The following is an 18,811-nucleotide window of genomic DNA, read 5'->3' as shown; positions in this document are numbered from 1 at the left end:
ACCTCAATGCGGCTTGCCGAGCATGGCGGTGAAGGGGAGGTCGAAAATCTCCTCGCCGTCGTCGCCGCTGACATGGATCACCCAGTCGCGCCAGTCTTCCGCACCGGGCGTCAGGATCATCGAACGCATGATCTGGGCGGCGCGGTCACGTGCCTCGGTCAGATTGGCTACCGCCGTGCCGTACCGATCGATCAGCGTGCCTTCGGTATTCGAGCAGTGGAAATACATCTGAACCATACACGCCTCCTGTAGAAAGCGATTGGGACGGCAAACCGATACCATCGGAAACGGTCGAAAAATATTCGGGTCGAGCCCGGTAAGGGAATCTACGGAGGTTGGTCGGCACCAAGGTCGTTACAGGTTTAATCACAGGCGGGTGATCGGCAACTGGACGGAGCGCAGGCGGCATGGAACAACCCTGGACGATACGTCCGGGAGGCCGCTGTGAACGACTTCACATTCCGCTGTGAACGCCCGAGCCTGCGCTTGTTTGCGGCGGCCGTCGTCGCAGTGCTGCTCGGCCTGGCCCCGGCCTCGTCCGAGTCGGTCAGGAAAAGCGGCTATGCGATCGGCACGGAAAGCTGCGGCAGCGGCGATCTCGCTTTTCCAAGACTCCAGATCGATATGAAGGCGGGATTTTGCGCCGGCCTCGTCGCCAGCGAGGAGGATCGCCTCAAGTTTCCGCGTTCGATCGTCCAGGTGCCCGGCCGCGACCTGTTCGTGGTCGCCGACATGGGGGGCTGGGGCCACACCGATGGGCGGCTGCTGCTGCTCGATCCGCATGCGCCCCCGGGGCAGCGATTCAAGGAACTGCTGACCGGCCTCGAATATCCGTTCGGCCTCGTGATCGGCCCGGACAGGAAGCTCTACGCCTCGACCGCGGAGGCGATCTTCCGGTTCGATCCGCTCGCGGACAATCCGCGCGGTACGGTCGAGACCATCATCCGTCACATGCCGGGCCGCCGGATCACGCTGCCCGACGGCACCAGGCTCGACGAGAGTGCGCATCCGCTCAAGCAGTTCGTCTTTGACAGGAACGGCCGGCTGTTCGTCAATGTCGGCTCGCACAGCGACGACTGCATCACGCCTGCGCCGATCACAAAGCCCTGTGCGGCGGCCGAGGGCGCCTCCGCGATGGCCGCGATCTGGCTGTTTACGCCGCCGTCAGGCGGCGTCTTCCCGGCATTGAGGCCGAACGACCCTGACCCGCCGCACACCGTCTACGCGCGTGGCCTGCGGAACTCGATGGCGCTGGCGCTGCATCCGAATTTCCCCGATGCCGGCTATGCCTTCCTGCAAGGCGAGAACGGCCGCGACCTGCCCGACATCTTCAAGCCCAACGAGGAGATCAACGCGATCGAGCAGGGCAGGCACTATGGCTGGCCCTATTGCTACGACCTGTCGACGCCGAGCCCCGAGTTCAGGAGCGTGCTGCAATCCGGGACCTACAAGTCGCTCTGCACGCCCAATGCGCTCTACAAGCCGCCGTTCTCGCTGCTGCCGCCGCACGGCGCCCCGCTCGCGATGCTCTATTATCACGGCGCGAAATTCCCGGAGCTCGAGGGCAAGCTGCTGGTCGGCCTGCATGGCTATCGCCCGACCGGCAGCCGTGTGCTCGCCTACGATGTCGACGACCACGGTTTTCCCAGGCCGAGCCCGGCGCCGGTGCGCTACCATGTCAGCTGCGCGGCTGATCCGACCCACAGCTTCCAGACCGACGCCGGCGAGGTCGCTGCCGCGCCGTTCGAGGAACTGATTGCAGGCTGGCACCGCGTCAACGGCGCGCGGCCGCAAGGCGCGCCGGTCGGCATGACGGTCGCCGAGGACGGCGCGATCTGGCTGGTCGAGGACAAGAACCAGACGGTGATCCGCATCGACCGTGCCGCGGGCGACGCGCCTCAGCCGCTGCCCTGCGACACGCGCAGCCAGGCGATGATCGACCAGCTCGCGGCCTTCATCGCCAGGGACGCGCAGAACAGCGTTCGCCTCACCACGCTGCGCAAGGGCCTCGTCGAGAAGCATTGCCTCGGCTGCCATTCGGATTTCGGCCTGAAGGCAGGACAGTCGGAAGCGGAGAAGGATGCGACGGTGCTCCGCTTCATGCTGTCGCAGGACGGCTGGATCTATCCGGGCGACCCCGATTCCGGCAGGCTGCGGACGCGCCTTCGCGGTCTCGGCGCCGAGAAGCTGATGCCGCCGGGCGGCGAAAGCCTGCCGAAGACCGAGCCCGGTTACGCACGCCTGCTCGATACCGCTGACCTGCTCGTTGCCAGAATGGTTCCGGGAACGCGGATACGGATCAAGGCCGGTCCGCCGCAACGCAGGTTCTTTGGCAAAACCAACAAGGAATGCGGCGAAATACCGGCTGCCAAGGTCGTTGTCGTGACACAAAGGAGCGCTGTAGACAAACCCGGCTTCAGCCGATTCTTCCGGCCGGCCGATCCCTATCTGAATGGCGAGTGCACCGACGACGATGGCTATTACATCCGGCAGGAATTTCTGGTGCCTGTGCAGTAGCATCTTGCTCATCGCGGCGCCGTCCGCTGCTGCCGAAACCAAGCTTTTCGACAGCGTGCAGGTCACGCCCGCCAGCGAATACACTTTCGGCATCGAAGGACCCGCCGCCGATCTCGACGGCAATTTGTTCGTCGTCAATCTCGGCAAGGCCGGCACCATCGGCAAGCTGCCTGCGGGCGCTGCGGCTTCGGAGCTGTTCACGACGCTCCCCGAAGGCAGCGTCGGCAACGCGATCCGTTTCGATCGGAGCGGCGCGATGTTCATTGCCGATTACAAGAAGCACAACATCTTCACCATTGCGAAGGGAAGCACCGAACCTGCAGTCTGGTTTCACTCCGACGAGATGAACCAGCCCAACGACATCACGGTCGCGCGCGACGGCACGGTCTATGCGAGCGATCCGAACTGGAAGGGTCGCGAGGGCCACATCTGGCGCATCGCGAAAGCCGCTGACGGAACGGTGCAGGGGCAGGTGATGCCGGCGCCCCGCGCGATGGGCACCACCAACGGCATCGATCTCAGTCCGGATGGCAAGACGCTCTATGTCGGGGAATCCAGCAGCGGGCAGATATGGTCCTACACGATCAGCGGCAACGAACTCACCGGCGCAAAGCTGGTGAAGTCGTTTCAGCCCGACACCGTCGACGGGCTGCGCACCGACGTTGCCGGTCGCCTCTACGTCGCGCGCATCCTCAAGGGCACGATCGCGCTGATGAAACCCACTGGCGCGGTCGAGCGCGAGATCGCGCTGAAGGGCAAGGAACCGACCAACCTCGCCTTCGGCGGCAGCGACGGCAAGACCGTCTTCGTCACGCAGCGTCAGGGCGGCTTTGTCGAAGCCTTCCGTACCGATCAGCCGGGCCGCGAGCACTGCCTCCAGCGCGGGCGCTGCTGAGCATCAGGCGCGATCTGCTTGCGACGCAGAGCGGTGCGACAGAGGCGGCATTCTTCTTGCTTGCATCTGGCCGCCGCAGCGATCAAGAATCTGTGGCACCGTCAAAGCGACCACGGAGTGTTTGAGTGAAAGCCGTCCATACCGAACTGCACCGCAGCCATGATCCGCAATTCTTCCTGGTTCGCGGTGTCGTCAAGCGCACCACCGAGCAGCCCGAGCGCGCCGACCGCCTGCTCAAGGGGTTGAAGGACGGCAAGCATCAACTGGTCGAGCCGACGACATTCGGGCAGGGACCCCGCGCGCGCATCCACAGTCCGGAATATCTGTCGTTTCTGAGCGAGGCCTGGGACGCCTGGACCGCGCTCGGCGATTCCGGCCCCGAGATGATCGGCAACATCCATCCCGTGCGGCATGCCGCGACCTATCCGACCCACATCGTCGGCAAGCTCGGCTGGCACACGGCCGACACCGCAGCGCCGATCGGCCCGGGCACCTGGGCCGCGGCCTGTGCTGCGACGGATGTTGCGGTCACCGCCGCGCAGATGGTGATGGATGGCGAGGACGCGACCTACGCGCTCTGCCGTCCGCCCGGCCATCACGCCTATCGCGACATGGCCGGCGGCTTCTGCTTTCTCAACAACAGCGCGATTGCAGCCGCGCATCTGCGGCTCAAGCACGAGCGCGTCGTGATCCTCGACGTCGACGTCCACCACGGCAACGGCACGCAAGGCATCTTTTATGCGCGGCCGGACGTGTACACGGTGTCGATCCATGCCGATCCTGTCGCATATTATCCTTATGTCTGGGGCTATGCGCACGAGCGCGGCGAAGGCCCGGGCCTCGGCACCAATCTCAACATCCCGCTGGCGATCGGCACCGGCGACGACGGCTACATCCAGGCGATGGATGTCGCGCGCAAGGCGATCGAGTCCTTTGCTCCCGGCGCCCTCGTCATCGCGCTCGGCCTCGATGCCTCCGAGCACGATCCACTGAAGGGCCTTGCCGTTACCACGCCGGGTTTCCGCCGTATCGGCCAGGCCATCGCCAGGATGGGCCTGCCGACCGTGTTCGTGCAGGAGGGCGGCTATCTCTCGGAGATCCTGGGTGCGAACCTGACCTCGGTGCTGGCAGGGTTTGAAGAAGCGCGGTGATATCTTCGCCTCTCCCCGCGTGCGGGGAGAGGCCGGAATTTGCGACAGCAAATTCCGGGTGAGGGGGACTCTCCCCGCAAGCGGGGAGAGGGGGAAAACTCAGAACATCCCGCTCGCCGCAAGTGCCTTGCAGACGTGCTGCATCTCGGCCTCGTCCGCGACCATGTCGAGCATGATCGTGGTCAGGCCCTTCGCCGCGAAATCCTTCAGCTTCGCGCCGATCTCGGCATAGCTGCCGACGAGATAGGGGCAGTCGGCCTGGAAGGTCAGGAACGGCAACAGCCAATAGCCATTGTCCGCGAGCTCGCCGCTTTGCCCCTCGTACAGCCGCCGCTTCCACACGGAGTCGCTGTTCTCCACGGTGAGCGCGAGCAGCTCGCGATCATCGGGATTGTCGCGAAAGCGCGCCCTGGCCGCCTGCCGCGCCTCGTCGCGGCTCTCGCGCGCGAAAATGCCGAAATTCATGCCTGATACATCGAGCCCGCGATCGAGGTCCGGCGGCAACATCTGCATCTTGATGCAGCCGGTCTCCTTCGCCACGCGCTGTGCCGCCTCGGACTGGCCCGCGATCAGAAATTCCGGCATCAGCTCCGCGGGCAGGCGGGGGCGCAGTTGCAGGTTGCTCGCACGGTAGAACCGGCCCGCGACATTCACCGGCCGCGGGCTTGAGAGCAACTGGCGCATCAGCGCGACGAATTCGCCAAGACGGACGTAGCGGTTCGCATGGGAATGGTCGTCGCCGAGGCCCTGCAAGTCGCTGACCGCGGTGCCCGTGATCATGTTGAGATAGACCTTGCGGCCGTAGAACTGCGCGAAGGAGGAGACGAATTTGGCTGCCGTGAACGGGTGCATGTAGATGGGGTTGACGGCGATCAGCGGCGAAGATCGCGTCGTCCCTGCCATGATGTGCTGGGCCATTGCCCAGGGCTCGACGAACACGTCGTTGCCTTCGAACAGCAGAATGCCTTCGAAGCCGTTGCTGTCGGCGAACTGCGCCACCCGCATCAGCTCGCCGACATATGTCCTGGGGTCGCGGTTGCGCGAGATCGCGGGGAAGACGCGCAGCCGCGAGGTCGTCATTCAGCCGCTTCCTGGAGCGGCCAGGCGTTGCGGCTGATGGGAAGGCCGCCGTCCGCACGGGAGCCGTCGGCAATCGCGAGGCGATGCGAGGGGGAGGGCGAGCACAGCGAGAAGCGCCATCCCGACGGATCGTCGGCGATGTCGGGTTTGAAGCTGATCTCGATGGCCTCGCGCGACACCTGCATCGCGAAGGCGTCGAGCGGCAAATTGAGGCCAAAGCCCCTGGCCTTCAGATAGGCCTCCTTGAGCGTCCAATAGTCGAAGAAGCGCTCGATCGCCGCCGGCTCCGGCAGGCTGCGCAGCGTTTCGACCTCCTCCGGCGCAAAGAAACGATTCGCGGTGGAGAGCGGGGCGACACGCCGCGACACGGTTTCGACGTCGACGCCGACGGCCTCATGCCCGGACACGACGCAGGCGACGCAGCCATCGGCATGCGACAGGCTGAAATGCAGCGCGATCGAGGTCGCGGGCGCAGCGACAAACGGTCGCCCGTAGCGGCCGGCCCCAAAAGACCAGTCGGAGGGAGCGACGTTGGGCGCGACCCGCGACAGTGCCAGGCGCAGCATGGCATGCGCGAAAATATATTGCCGCCGATGCCGCTCGAACACGAAGCGGTCGGCGCGGACTCGTTCGTCGACCGAGAGCAGGCGCCGGCACGCATCGGCCGCGCCCGGCGCGTCAATAGTCTCGATCAGTCCGACAAACAGTTCAATTCTGTCGTCTGCCATCAATCAGGCCCATGGCGTCAGGCGGAGGCCAAATCCCCCGGTCCTGACGGAAGAATCAATTGAGCAAGAACCAACTGAGCGGAGCGTTGTTATCGGTCCACCCGGGCGAATTCTTGTCGATTTGCAGGCCGGTTTACGAGCTCAAGCTTGTGCGAGACCCCAACTCGCAGGCGAGCGGCCCGTTTTCCGAAAGATTCGTGCGGCGTCCCGGCCGACGAGTCTTACTTTTTCTTCTTGGCCTTCTTCGAGCCGCCCAGCATGGAAAGGCTGGCGTTGACGTCCTTCAGCGCGGACTGGAGCTTCTTCTTCTCGTCGGTCAGCAGCTTTTGCAGGGCCTTGCGGTCCTTGTCGCTCAACGAGGTGCCCTTGGTAAATTTGATGAAACCCATAACACTCCCCCGGATCAAAATAATCGTCCAAATCGAAACGCGAGAATAATCTTGCGCGCTGGCGCCAAATAATCAAGATGCAACTTGGTCATTCACAGCTTTGACGAGTGAACCTGTATTCGCCCGTGCTGTACAGGCGGTCAAGCAGCCCTGCGATCGAGCAATCGGTCGAGCGGTGTGTTGGGTTGGGCGGCGGCGGCCCCCAGCAGCGCGACGAAATCCTCAATCCACTCGCCGACCATACGGGCCTCGAGCAGTTCGCCCTTGTAATTGCATGAACCGGTGATTCCGGTCGGGCGCTCCTTGAGCATCAGCGACAGCCAGGTCTGGTCGATCGGCAGCACCGGCTGCCCCTCGCGCGCGATGTTTCCGATCGATTGCACCGCAATCTCCGGCAGGTCGAGCGGCTGGCGCAGCGGATTTTGCAGCGTGAAATAGACTTGGAGCAGCGCGGCCGGGTCGATCCCCTGCTGCTCCAGATGGTCGGCCAGCATGTTGAACGGCAGCTCCTGCCGCGCATGCGCATCGAGCACGCTCTGGCGCACGCGGACCAAGGCTTGGGCGAACGACAGATCCGGCGTGATTTTCGTGCGGACGATCACCGTATTCTCGAACGGGCCGACGATTCGGTCGGTGTCCGGCTGGGCGCGATTGGCCATCGCGGTGGCGACCGAGATGTCGGTACGGCCGGTCCGTGCCAGCAGCAGGGCCTTCAGGCCGGTGAGCAGGCACATGAACAGCGTGGCGTTATGCTGACCGGCGAACGCCGTGAGCCGCGCGATCAGGTCGGGTTCGAGCCTGAGCGGATGGTGACCGGTGGATGCGCCCGGGTTCGCGTCGCCGTCGAAGATTGGAGCCGCACCGCGCAGATTCTCCGTCCAGTCGGCGGCCTGGCGGCGGGCGGCGTCGGTGCCGCACCACCAGCGCTGCCAGCGTGCGACGTCCGAAAAGGCCGGCGGCAGCTTCGGCAGCGGCGCTGAGGGACGTCCGGCCAGCGCCGCATAGCGGCTCGACAATTCCTCAAACAGCACGCCGATCGACCAGCCGTCGGCAACGGCATGATGCAGCGTCAGCAGCAGCACGTGATCGTCGGCATGGAGCCGCAACAGCCGTGCCCGCAACAGCGGCGGCCGCGCGGTGTCGAACGGGGTGTAGGTCTCCTGCTCGATCAGGAGATCGATCTTCCTGAGTTCGAGCGCCTGGCGCCGCTTGTTGTTGTGCGGCCGCCCGTCGCCAATGACCTCGACGGTGAGGACCGGCCCGAGTTCGCTGGGTGTGGCGATGCGGCTGACCGGCTCCCCGCCGCTCCAGCCGAACGCGGTCCGCAGCGATTCGTGGCGGCGCACGATGTCGCCGAACGCCTGGGCGAGGGTGGCCGGATCGAGCGGGCCCTGGAGGCGGAAGGCGAAGGGCAGGTTGAACAGCGGCAGCCCCGGCAGGCTCTGCTCGATGCGAATCATCTGGTCCTGCGCGATCGAGAGCGTTGGAGGGCCGTTTTCAGCCAGCCTTGTTTCAGTGAGTCTTGGCAGGCTTGCAGCAGGCTTGTGCGGCTTCGCCGCCACGGCCTCGTCGACCCGCCGGGCAAGTTCCTCGATCGTCGGCGCCTCGAAGATGGTCTTGATCGGCAGCGAGACGCCGAGCGCACGGGCGACGCGCGCCATCGCCTGACCCGCCAGCAACGAATGGCCGCCGAGATCGAAGAAATTGTCGGTGACACTGAGGTTCTCGACCTTCAGCAGATCGATCCAGATATCGGAGAGCACCTTTTCGGTGAAACGCCGCGCCGGCACGGCCGCATCCGGCTCGGATGCTTCTTGCTGTGCGGGTGCCAGCAGCATGGACCGGTCGATCTTGCCATGGGCGTTGAGCGGCACCTGATCCATGAATAGGAATGCGGACGGGATGGCATGGCCGGGCAGTCGGCTCTTCAGGAAGTCGCGCAACTCGCTGGCGCTGACCCGGCTGCCGGGCCTTGCGACGATATGGGCGATCAGCCTGACATCGCCGCTGGCCTCGCGGCGCGGCTCGACGATGCCGGCGCGCACACTCGGATGGTCAGCCAGCGCATTCTCGATCTCCTTGAGCTCGATGCGGTAGCCGCGGACCTTGACCTGATGGTCGGCGCGGCCGAGGCACTCGATCGTCCCGTCGGCGCGGCGGCGGGCGAGGTCGCCGGTCCGGTACAGCCGGCTAGCAGCCTGGCGCAAGAACGGATCGGGCAGGAAGCGTTGCTTGTTCTGCGCGGGATCGTTGATATAGCCGCGGCCGACGCCCGCGCCGCCGATGCAGAGCTCGCCGGTCACGCCGACCGGCTGCGGCTCAAGGTTTGCGTCGAGCACGTAGAGCTGGGTGTTCGGCAGCGGCGCGCCGACCGGAACGTTGCTCGTCGCGGTCGCGGGCGGCTTGGTCAGGCGATGCAGGGAGACGTCGTCGGAACATTCCGATGCGCCATAGGCATTGATCAGCGGCACTTTCGGGCAGCGGGCGAACCAGGCGCGGCAGAGGTCGACCGGCAGCGGCTCGCCGGTCGAGATCAGGAGGCGGAGCCTCGCGAAGGCGCGCAGGATCGGCGCTTCGTCCATGCGATCGACGATCACGCGCAGCAGCGACGGGACGATCTCGAGCACGGTGATGCCTTCGCGCTCGATCTCCCGCGCGAGCAGGATCGGGTCCTGCACGATCGCGTTGCCGCAGACATGCACGCGCGCACCGACCATCGGCCCAGCGAGGAACTGCCAGACCGAGATGACGAAGCTCTGCGGCGCGGTTTGCGCGATCACGTCCCTGGCCGACAGCTTCAGCTCGGAAATCAGCGACGCCAGATGGTTCGACAGCCCGCGCTGTTCGATCATGACGCCTTTCGGCGCGCCGGAGGAGCCCGATGTATAGATGAGATAGGCGAGGCTGGATGCCGCGCGCCGCGCGGCGCGGGCCGGCTTGGTCGCCCGCGGCGCGATCGCGTCGTCGAGCTCGGCCACCTGGATGCGCTCGACCAACGGCTCGAGCAGTGCCTCGACCATGGCCGATTGGGCGCGCCCGATCAGCAGCACGCGGGCGCAGCTCGATCCGAGAATGGTCGCAAGCCGCGCCGGCGGCTGGTCGGGATCGAGGTTCAGGAAGGCCGCGCCCACGCGCTGCACCGCGATCATTGCGGCGAGCAGATCGGGTCCGCGCTCCGCGAGCAAGGCGACCACGCTCTCGGCACCGACGCCTTCGCGGGCCAGCCAGCGCGCGGCCGCCTGACTGCGCCGGGCCAGCTCGCGATAGCTCAGCGATGTGTGTCCGTCCGACACCGCAACAGCGTTCGGCGTTGTCCTGGCCTGACGGTCGAAGCGTTCGCTCAAATTGCCGCGCGTGGTGAAATTGGCCGGCACGCCGTGGCCCTTCGCCAGCAGTTGCCGGCGTTCGGCTTCGGTCAGCAGCGGCAGGCGCGAGATGCGCTGTTCCGGATTGGCGATGACGGCCTTGAGCAGGGTCTTGAATTGAGCAGCCATGTCTTCGATCGTGGCCGCATCGAACAGATCGGTGGCGTACTCGAAGAACCCGGTGAATCGGCCGTCGGCCTCGACCAGCTCGAGCGTGATGTCGAATCGCGCCACGTTTGGATCGACCTCCAGCCGCCGCGTCGACAGACCCGGAAAGCGTACCGCCTCGATCGAGGCGTTCTGGAGGATGAACATGATCCGGAACAGCGGATTGCCGTCGCTCCGGCGTGCGATCTGGAGCGCACGTAGCACCTCCTCGATAGGGAGGTCCTGGTTGCGGTAGGCATCCAGCGTGACCTGGCGCACCCGCCGCAACATCTCTCCGAAGCTGGGATCGCCGCCGAAATCGTTGCGCAGGATCAGGGTGTTGGCGAACAGCCCGATCAGACGCTCGCTCTCGATCTGGTTGCGGTTGGCGATCAGCGATCCGGTCGCGACATCCTCATGCGAGGTGTGACGGAATAGCAGGCACTGAAACACCGCGAGCAGGATCATGAAGGGCGTGACGCCCTGGTCCTGGCTCAGCGCGCGGACGTCGCCCGAGAGGGCCCTGGAGAATTCGAAATAGTGACGGGCGCCGTGACCGCTCCAGATCTCCGGCCGTGGCCGGTCGGTCCGCAGCGGCAGCGTGGTGACGCCGTCGAGCTGCGTCCGCCAGTAATCGAGCTGTTCTTTTGCCACCGGCGTTCGCGCCCAGCTCTGCTGCCACAGTGCGAAGTCGCGATACTGGAAAGTGGACGAGGGCAGCGCTGCCACGCCCTTCTTGCGTGCCGCGGCATAATGGGCGGCGAGCTCCTCCCAGAACAGCCGCTGCGACCAGCCATCGGTGACGAGGTGATGCAAATTGACCACCAGCGCGTGGCTGGATTTGTCGAACGACAGCAGCGTGACCTTCAGTGGTGGCTCGTGCGCCAGGTCGAACGGATATTGCGCGAGCTTGAGCGTCTCGCGCCGGACGACCGCGACCTGCTTGTCCGCAGGGCAGGGCTTGAGCTTGAGCTTGATCCGCTCGAATTTTGGCGGCGATTGCAGCACAAGCTGCGCCGGCTCGCCCTGCCGTTCGACGAAGACCGAACGCAGCGCCTCATGGCGGGCGCAGATCGCGGTGAGGCTCGCAGAAAGCGCGGCGACGTCGACCAGGCCTTTGAGGAGCGCGACTTCGACGACATTATAGTTGTAGCGGGTCGGATCGAGCCGCGAGAGCAGGTACATCCGCTGCTGCTGGTACGACAGCGGCGCGTCCGCTGTCGCAGCTCCGGCCCGGCGCCAGGCCGGCAGCGCCGCTTCGCGATGGGTTGCGGCGGTCTCCAGCCGGGTCGCAAGCGCGGCGACCGTAGCGCAGTCGAAGATGTCCTCGAACGAGAAGTCGACGTTGAAGCGTTCGCGCAGGCGCGAGCGCATCTGCGTCACCGCGAGCGAGTCCGCGCCGAGCGCGAAGACGTCCTGATCGATGCCGACCTGCGGCAGCTCCAGCAGACCGGCCCAGATCTCCGCGAGCTGCGTCTCCAGCGTGGTGCGCGGCAGGCGCGCCGCATCGGCGTCCTCCGCCGTCGCGATCAGATCAGCCAGTGCGTTGCGCTTGACCTTGCCGCTGGCGCCCTTCGGCAGCGCCGCCACGCTGCGGATCAGGCTCGGCACCTTGTAGGCCGCGAGACGCTTTCGCGCGAACTTGCGCAACTGGTCCGAGGTCGCCTCGGAATTCGCTCGCAACACCACGACGGCGGCGACGTTCTCGCCGAGCTTTGGGTGCGGAACGGCAAAGACGCCGGCCTCCAGCACTGCCGGATGGCTGAGCAGGACCTCTTCCACCTCGAGCGGCGAGATCTTCTGCCCGCCGCGATTGATGACGTCCTTGATGCGGCCGACGATGAAGAGATAGCCGTCGGCATCGAGATAGCCAAGATCGCCGGTCCGGAACCAGCCGTCGCGGAAGGCGGCCTGCGTCGCCGCCTCGTCATTATAATAGCCGCGGCTCATGTTCGCGCCGCGCAGCACGATCTCGCCGTGTGCGCCGCTCGCAAGCGCGCGGCCCGTCTCGTCCATGACCGCGATCTCGGGCCCCGCGGCTCGGCCGACCGATCCGAGCTTGCGCAGCTCGAACGGGTTGGCCGCGATCTGCGAGGCCGCCTCCGTCATGCCGTAGGTTTCGAGCACGGGAACGCCGAACGTCGCCTCCAGTCCGCCAAGGATCGCGGGCGCGAGCGAGGCCGAGGCCGAGCGGATCACGCGCAGCGACGAGGCCCGGGCGCGGTCCGGATTCGCTTCCGCCGCCGTCAGCAGCGCGCGATGAATGGTCGGCACCGCCGTGTACCAGGTCGGTTGCAGCTCCCGCATCCAGCCGAAGAAGGACGAGGCGTCGAAACCCTCGGTGCAGATCACGCTGGAGCCCGCGGCCAGCGCCGTCAGCAGACCCGAGATCAAACCATGGGCGTGAAACAGCGGCAGGACGTTGAGCAGGCGATCGTGGGACGTGAGCGACAGCACGCGGCCGGCATTGGTGGCGGACAGGCAGACATTGCGATGCGTGAGTGGCACCATTTTCGGCCGCGCCGCCGTGCCTGACGTCAGGAGGATGAACGCATCGTCGTCGCCGCGCGAGGCGCCGCTCGTGCTCGCCGGACCGACCGCCGGGCCCACGAACGCGCAGCCTCCGAGATCGTCGTTCGGCCCCGGCACGAAATCGATCACCGCGATATCGAGCGCCCTGGCGACGTCGCGACTGGCCGAGTTCATGTCGGCCCGGGTGACGAGCGCCGTCAGCTTCAATTCGCTGAAATAGCGTTGCAGCTCGTCCGCGGTCAGATCGGGATTGACGGGGATGCAGGCGCAGCTTGATGCGACCGCGATCAGTGCCAGCGCGCTGTCCGCGCCGCGCGGCAGCGCAACGGCAATCCGGTCAGCCGGCGCGATGCCGAGCCCGCGCAGCGTGCGGACCAGATCCTGCGTCCGCTCGCCGAGCGCGCCGTAGGTGAGGGCCGGCCGGCCAGGGGCGAGGAGGGCGGGCGCCGCCGGCGTCCTGCGGGCGTAGAAGTCGAGAAGGCCGCCGATATGGGAAAAGATCTTCGTTTCGCCGCTCGCGCCGACCGATCCCGCTCCGGATGCAATGTCCGACAATGCCATTCCTTTTTGATCTGATTGAGCTATTCTTCCTATGAGTTAGGGAACGCGTCCAGTCTGAGGTGAAGTTCGGGCCCCAAAATCTGTGGTTGAGGGGCCTAAAGCCCTTCGACGGAGTGATGGTCGGGCAGAATCACCATGCTGGAGAATGAGCCGGGCACGGGAGCGGAAGGCGGGCTGAAGCGCTGGCTCGAAGGCATCGGCCTTGCGCACTACTCCGATCTCTTCGCGCAGCACCGCCTCGATCTCGATGTCATGGCGGATCTCACCGAATCCGACCTGGTCGAGCTCGGATTGCCGCTTGGTGATCGCAAGCGGCTCCAGCGAGCGATGGCGGCGCTGTTCCAGGCTGAAACCGCGGAGGCGCCGGCCGCCGCGGCGCCCCCGCAGGCCCGGGCGGAGGTCGGGGCCGAACGACGTCAACTCACCACCATGTTCTGCGACATGGTGGATTCCACCTCGCTCTCGGTGCAGTTCGATCCGGAAGACGTGCGTGACTTGATCGCGAGCTTCCGCGAGACCTGCGTCCGCGTGGTCAAGCACTACGAGGGCTTTGCCGCCCGGTTCGTCGGCGACGGCATTTTGGTCTATTTCGGCTATCCGACTGCACATGAGGACGACGCCGAGCGCGCGGTGCGTGCGGGGCTCGAGATCGTGCGGGTGCTGTCGACCGCACGCGCGATCGAGCCGCGTGGCGCGCTGAGCCACTCGCCCGCCGTCCGCATCGGGATCGCGACCGGTCTCGTCGTGGTCGGCGACCTCGTGGGGCAGGGCACCGAAGAGCGCGACTCCGCGGTCGGAGAAACCGTGAATCTCGCCGCGCGCCTGCAAGCGCTGGCGCCGCCCAATGGCGTGGTGATTTCGGCCTCGACGCAGTCGCTGCTGAAGGGGAAGTTCGACTACCGCAATCTCGGCGTCCACGCGCTGAAGGGCATCTCGGAGAAGACGCAGGCCTGGCATGTGGTGCGTGCCTCGCGCCTGGAGACCCGGTTTGCCGCCGCGATGGGCACGCGGCTGACGCCGCTCGTCAACCGCGAGGAGGAGATCGCGCTGCTGATGGGGCGCTGGCAGCAGGTCAAGGATGGCGACGGCCAGGTCGTGGTCAAGTTCGGCGAGCCCGGCATCGGCAAGTCGCGCATCATTCAGGAGATCTTCGAGCGGATCGCAGGCGACCGCCACGGACAGGTCTCGTTCCAGTGCTCGCCCTACTACACGTCCACCGCGTTCTATCCGTTCGCCGAGCAGCTCAAATTCTCCCTCGGCCTCGACCGGGAGGATGCGTCCGCGCACTCGCTGGCGAGCCTGGAGACCGCTATCGCCGCCGCCCATGGCGACATCGAGCAGGTCACGCCGCTGTTTGCCGCACTGTTGTCCATTCCGACCGGGGACCGCTATCCGCCGCTCGAGCTGTCGCCGCAGCAGCAGAAGGACGCGACGGTCGTGGCGCTGGTCAATCATTTCCTCGGCCTCGCACGCGAGATGCCGCTCGTGATGGTCTTCGAGGACCTGCACTGGATCGATCCGACCTCCCGCGAGGTCATCGATCTCTTCGTCGACAAGGTGCAGAACGAGCCGATCCTCGTCATCATCACGGCGCGCTCCGAGTTCCAGCCCAGCTGGAATGCGCATTCGCACATCACCACCCTGGTGCTGAACCGCCTCAGCCGGCAGTTGCGCACGACGATGGTCGAGCGCGTCGCCGGGAGAGAGCTTCCCAAGGAGGTCGTCGAGGAGATCATCGTCAAGACCGACGGCGTGCCGTTGTTCCTGGAGGAGCTGACCAAGACCGTTCTCGAATCCAACCTGCTGACCGAGCGGCATGGGCGCTACGTGCTGTCGGGCCCGTGGCGGCAACTCGCGATCCCGGCAACCCTGACGGACTCGCTGATGGCGCGTCTCGACCGGATGGGGCCGTTCAAGCGGATCGCGCAGATCGGTGCCACCATCGGCCGCGAGTTCTCCTATGAGACGCTGCACGCAGTCGCCAATACGCCTTCGGAGCAGATCGAGGCGGCGCTCAATCACCTGGAGGAGGCGGGGCTGATCATGCGCCGCGGCCATCCGCCGGACGCGCTCTACTCCTTCAAGCATGTGATGATCCAGAACGCCGCGCATGCGAGCCTGCTGCACAGCGAGCGGCGCAAGCTGCATGCCCGCATCGTCCAGGTGCTCGCCGAGATGTATCCGGAGAAGACCGAGCGCGAGCCGGAGCTGCTCGCCCATCATCTGACCGAATCCGGCCAGAGCGAGGGTGCGGCGAGCTTCTGGCTCAAGGCCGGCAAGCAGGCGGCCAAGAGCGGCGCCAATCTCGAGGCGATCGGCCATCTGCACCGAGGCCTCAGCGTCGTGCAGGCCAATGCGCGCATGCAGGGCGCCGACGAGATGGAGCTCGAGCTGCGCATCGCGCTCGGCAACGCGCTGATCGCCGCCAAAGGCTATGCGGTGCAGGAAGTCGAGGAGAACTACGTCCGTGCGCTCGAGCTCGGCCGGCAGCTCGACGATGAGGAGAATACCTTTGCTGCCACGCGCGGGCTCTGGGTGTGCCACTTCATCCGAGCGGATCTGACGCGCGCGCACGATCTCAGCGTCGAACTTTTGAAATTCGCCAAGCGCGAGCGGCTGAGCGAGCGGACGCAGCCGGCGCAGCAGACCGGCTATCTGATCGAGGCGCATCGCGCGATCGCGATGACCATGCTCTATCGCGGGCGCTTTGCCGCCTCGCAGCATCATTTGCACCGCTGCATCAATCTCTACAGCCCCGATCTGCATTCCGACCTGATGGTGCGCCACGGCACCGATCCCGGCGTGGTCTCGCTGTCCTATCTCGGCTATCTCCTGTGGTTCCTCGGCCGGCCCGACGCGGCGCGCCAGCACAGCGAACAGGCGATCGCGAACGCCGAAAAGATCCGCCATCCCTTCACGCTCGCTTTCGCGCTGGTGTTCGGCGCCTATCTCTGCCAGCATTTGCGCGACGTCGAAGGCACGCGCGATCACGCCAACCGTGCCATGATCATCGCCACCGAGCACAATTTCCTGCACTGGAAGCAGCAGGCCGCGATCCTGCGCGGCTGGGCGCTGACCCAGCTCGGCGAGGCCGACGAGGGCCTCAGCCAGATGCGCTTCGGCCTCGACGAATATGAGGCGATGGATTCCTGGCTCGCCGGCTGCTGGTTCCGATGCCTGCTCGCGGAAGCCTACGCCAAGGTCGGCCTGCGCGACGCCGCCCTTCGCGCGCTGGACGGAGCGCTGGCGACCGCAAGGCGGACCGGCGATCACTCCTACCTTGCCGAGGTCTATCGGCTGCAAGGCGAGATCACCCTGTCGGACGGCAATCCGGCGTCGGTGCAGGAAGCGGAAGATCTGTTCGTGCTGTCGCTGGAGACCGCGCGCAAACAGGGCGCGCTGTCCTGGGAGCTCCGCACCGCCGTCAGTCTCGCGCGCCTGTCGCATGATGCCGGCAAGGGCGAGCAAGCGACGCTCCTGCTGACGCCGATCGTCGGCAAGTTCAGCGAGGGCTTCCTCACGCCGGACCTGAAGCAGGCGATGCAGCTCGTCAACGACCTTCGCGCGGACGCGCCCGTTCGGGAACGGATCGATCCCTGACATGAGCGATCTCGCCGCCGCGCGTGCGCGCTACGTGGAAAGAATCGCAAAGCGCGAGCGGATTTCCTCAAAGCGCCTGCTCGAAGCGCTCGCCGCCGTGCCGCGCGAGGATTTTCTGGCGAGAGGGCCCTGGCGCATCAAGAGCGAGGCGGCGCGCAGTTATCGGCTGACGCCCGACGCCGATCCCGTTCATCTCTACGACAATGTGCTGGTCGCGATCGACGCGCGCCGCAAGCTCGACACCGGCCTGCCGAGCCTGTGGGCGCATTTCATCGATTTGCTCGACGTCGGGGACAAGGACCACGTGGTCCAGATCGGCTGCGGGCTTGGCTATTTCTCGGCGGTGCTGTCGAAGATCGTCGGTCCGAAGGGCAGCGTGCGTGCGATCGAATGCGACGAGCGGCTTGCAGCCCGTGCCGCGAACTTTCTTCGCGCCTATCGCAATGTCGAGGTCGTCCAGGGCGACGGGTGTGAGGACATCGGCGCGCCCGCCGACGTCATCATCGTGCATGCCGGCTTCTCGCATCCGCATCCGCTCTGGCTCCAGTCGCTCCGCCCGCGCGGCCGCCTTCTGGTGCCGCTGACCCAGCGGGACCGCGAAGGTGCCGTCATCAGGATCACGCGCAGGGGCAAGGGGTTCGAGGCCGAGCCGGTCCAGCAGATCAGGATCTTTCCCGGCCGGGGTCGCGGCACGACCGCGCTCGACGACCGCGTCGCCGACTGGTGGCAGCGCGCCTCCGCGCTGGCGCCGCTGCGGTTTCGCGGCATCGAGCAGGGACTGCCGTCGGATGGCTGATGCTTCGTTTCATTTTACCTTGATTGCGAATGTGAGTATCCAGCGCCCCCCGGTGCGGTTATGACTATGGCTTGATGGCCATTCGAGCACGCTCCATGCATTCCGTTGCACTGCTGACTGCCAGCTATGCCAAGGATATCGAACGCTTTTCGCTGCTCAGCGAGAGCATCGACACCTGGCTGACGGGATATACGCGGCATTATGTTCTCGTTAACGATGAGGACGTGCCGCTGTTCGAGCGGTTCGCTTCCGACAAGCGCGTCATCGTTCCGGCCTCGCGGTACTTGCCGAAATGGCTCTGGGCGCTGCCGCCGGCGCTCCAGTTCATCAGCAAACGACGCGTCTGGCTGTCGCTGCTGTCGTCACCCGTGCACGGCTGGCACATCCAGCAGATGCTGAAGATCGCCGGCGTCCTCAATGCGCCCGAGCAGCGCGTCTGCATCCTGGATTCAGACAATCTGTTCTTCCGCGAATTCGATGTCGGCCAATATGCCGGCGGTGAGAAGACGCCGCTGTTTGTCACGCGCAAAGGGATCGACGCCGACCACCCGTTACACGTGCTGTGGCTCCGCACCGTCGATCAGCTTCTCGGTATCAAGGAGCGCTCGTTTCCAGCGGACGACTATGTCGGCAACGCGCTGGTCTGGGACAAGGATACCGCGCGCGCGATGACCGACGCCATCAAGTCGGCGACTGGCCTCGGCTGGGCTCTCGCACTGTGCCGGAAGAAGAAGTTTTCCGAGTACCTGCTCTACGGCCACTTCGTCGCCAATTCGCCGGAGCATCTGGCAGCACATCGGGTGACGGAAGACAGCATCGCGGTCTCGCATTGGGATGACACGCGTCTCGACCGCCCGGCCATCGAGGCGATGATGCGCGCCGCCTCGCCCGAGCAGGTCGCGCTCTGCATCCAGTCCTATTCGTCGACCTCGATCGACGATATCCGCGATGTGTTTCGTCTCAGCTCGCGCGACCGTCGCGGACCGAGCCTGTCTCCCGATCATATGGGAGACGAAGCCGAGTTCGAGACGCCGAAGACGCGCTAGAACA

11 protein-coding genes are annotated in these 18,811 nt (G+C 65.7%); 6 read left to right on the top strand and 5 right to left on the bottom strand.

Going from position 1 to position 18,811, the window contains the following annotated elements:
• Positions 1 to 3: 3 nt before the first annotated feature.
• Complete coding sequence (locus AB5K84_RS36360) at positions 4 to 237, bottom strand: DUF6894 family protein (RefSeq protein ID WP_028175186.1); 234 nt, start codon at positions 235 to 237, stop codon at positions 4 to 6.
• 207 nt (positions 238 to 444) lie between these two features.
• Here AB5K84_RS36360 and AB5K84_RS36355 point away from each other — a divergent pair, with 207 nt between their 5' ends.
• The 3 genes from AB5K84_RS36355 to AB5K84_RS36345 all read left to right on the top strand — a co-directional run bounded on the left by AB5K84_RS36355 (position 445) and on the right by AB5K84_RS36345 (position 4,563).
• Positions 445 to 2,517, top strand: a complete 2,073-nt coding sequence (locus tag AB5K84_RS36355; protein WP_441232729.1) for a PQQ-dependent sugar dehydrogenase — start codon at positions 445 to 447, stop codon at positions 2,515 to 2,517.
• Positions 2,474 to 3,412 (top strand): SMP-30/gluconolactonase/LRE family protein, encoded by a 939-nt coding sequence (locus AB5K84_RS36350; protein ID WP_063921405.1) that lies wholly within the window; start codon positions 2,474 to 2,476, stop codon positions 3,410 to 3,412. The genes AB5K84_RS36355 and AB5K84_RS36350 overlap by 44 nt, the downstream gene beginning before the upstream one ends.
• A gap of 125 nt (positions 3,413 to 3,537) precedes the next feature.
• The gene (locus AB5K84_RS36345) at positions 3,538 to 4,563 is read left to right on the top strand and encodes a histone deacetylase family protein (protein ID WP_011085022.1); all 1,026 of its coding nucleotides are present in this window, start codon (positions 3,538 to 3,540) and stop codon (positions 4,561 to 4,563) included.
• Positions 4,564 to 4,662: 99 nt separating this feature from the next.
• Here the strand turns inward: AB5K84_RS36345 and AB5K84_RS36340 are convergent, their stop codons facing one another.
• From AB5K84_RS36340 to AB5K84_RS36325, 4 genes are all read right to left on the bottom strand, one after another.
• Positions 4,663 to 5,643: an LLM class flavin-dependent oxidoreductase gene (locus tag AB5K84_RS36340; RefSeq protein ID WP_011085023.1), complete on the bottom strand. Its 981-nt coding sequence runs from the start codon at positions 5,641 to 5,643 to the stop codon at positions 4,663 to 4,665.
• Entirely contained in the window at positions 5,640 to 6,371 is a 732-nt protein-coding gene (locus AB5K84_RS36335; protein WP_011085024.1) for a 4'-phosphopantetheinyl transferase family protein, read from the bottom strand. The genes AB5K84_RS36340 and AB5K84_RS36335 overlap by 4 nt, the downstream gene beginning before the upstream one ends.
• A gap of 221 nt (positions 6,372 to 6,592) precedes the next feature.
• Positions 6,593 to 6,760, bottom strand: a complete 168-nt coding sequence (locus AB5K84_RS36330) for a hypothetical protein (RefSeq protein ID WP_165448140.1) — start codon at positions 6,758 to 6,760, stop codon at positions 6,593 to 6,595.
• Positions 6,761 to 6,900: 140 nt separating this feature from the next.
• Complete coding sequence (locus AB5K84_RS36325; protein WP_441232728.1) at positions 6,901 to 13,365, bottom strand: amino acid adenylation domain-containing protein; 6,465 nt, start codon at positions 13,363 to 13,365, stop codon at positions 6,901 to 6,903.
• A gap of 135 nt (positions 13,366 to 13,500) precedes the next feature.
• Here AB5K84_RS36325 and AB5K84_RS36320 point away from each other — a divergent pair, with 135 nt between their 5' ends.
• From AB5K84_RS36320 to AB5K84_RS36310, 3 genes are all read left to right on the top strand, one after another.
• A complete protein-coding gene (locus AB5K84_RS36320) occupies positions 13,501 to 16,965 on the top strand; it encodes an ATP-binding protein (RefSeq protein ID WP_011085026.1) in 3,465 nt (1,154 codons plus the stop codon).
• 1 nt (position 16,966) lies between these two features.
• Entirely contained in the window at positions 16,967 to 17,761 is a 795-nt protein-coding gene (locus AB5K84_RS36315; protein WP_011085027.1) for a protein-L-isoaspartate O-methyltransferase family protein, read from the top strand.
• A 95-nt stretch (positions 17,762 to 17,856) separates the two neighbouring features.
• Positions 17,857 to 18,807: a DUF6492 family protein gene (locus AB5K84_RS36310; protein WP_038966521.1), complete on the top strand. Its 951-nt coding sequence runs from the start codon at positions 17,857 to 17,859 to the stop codon at positions 18,805 to 18,807.
• The last annotated feature ends 4 nt before the right edge of the window (positions 18,808 to 18,811 follow it).

The sequence above is a fragment of the Bradyrhizobium sp. 1200_D9_N1_1 genome (assembly GCF_052075915.1).
Lineage (GTDB): Bacteria > Pseudomonadota > Alphaproteobacteria > Rhizobiales > Xanthobacteraceae > Bradyrhizobium > Bradyrhizobium diazoefficiens.
The sequence above is the reverse complement of the archived record's forward strand: the minus strand, read 5'-3'. Positions and strand labels throughout refer to the sequence as shown.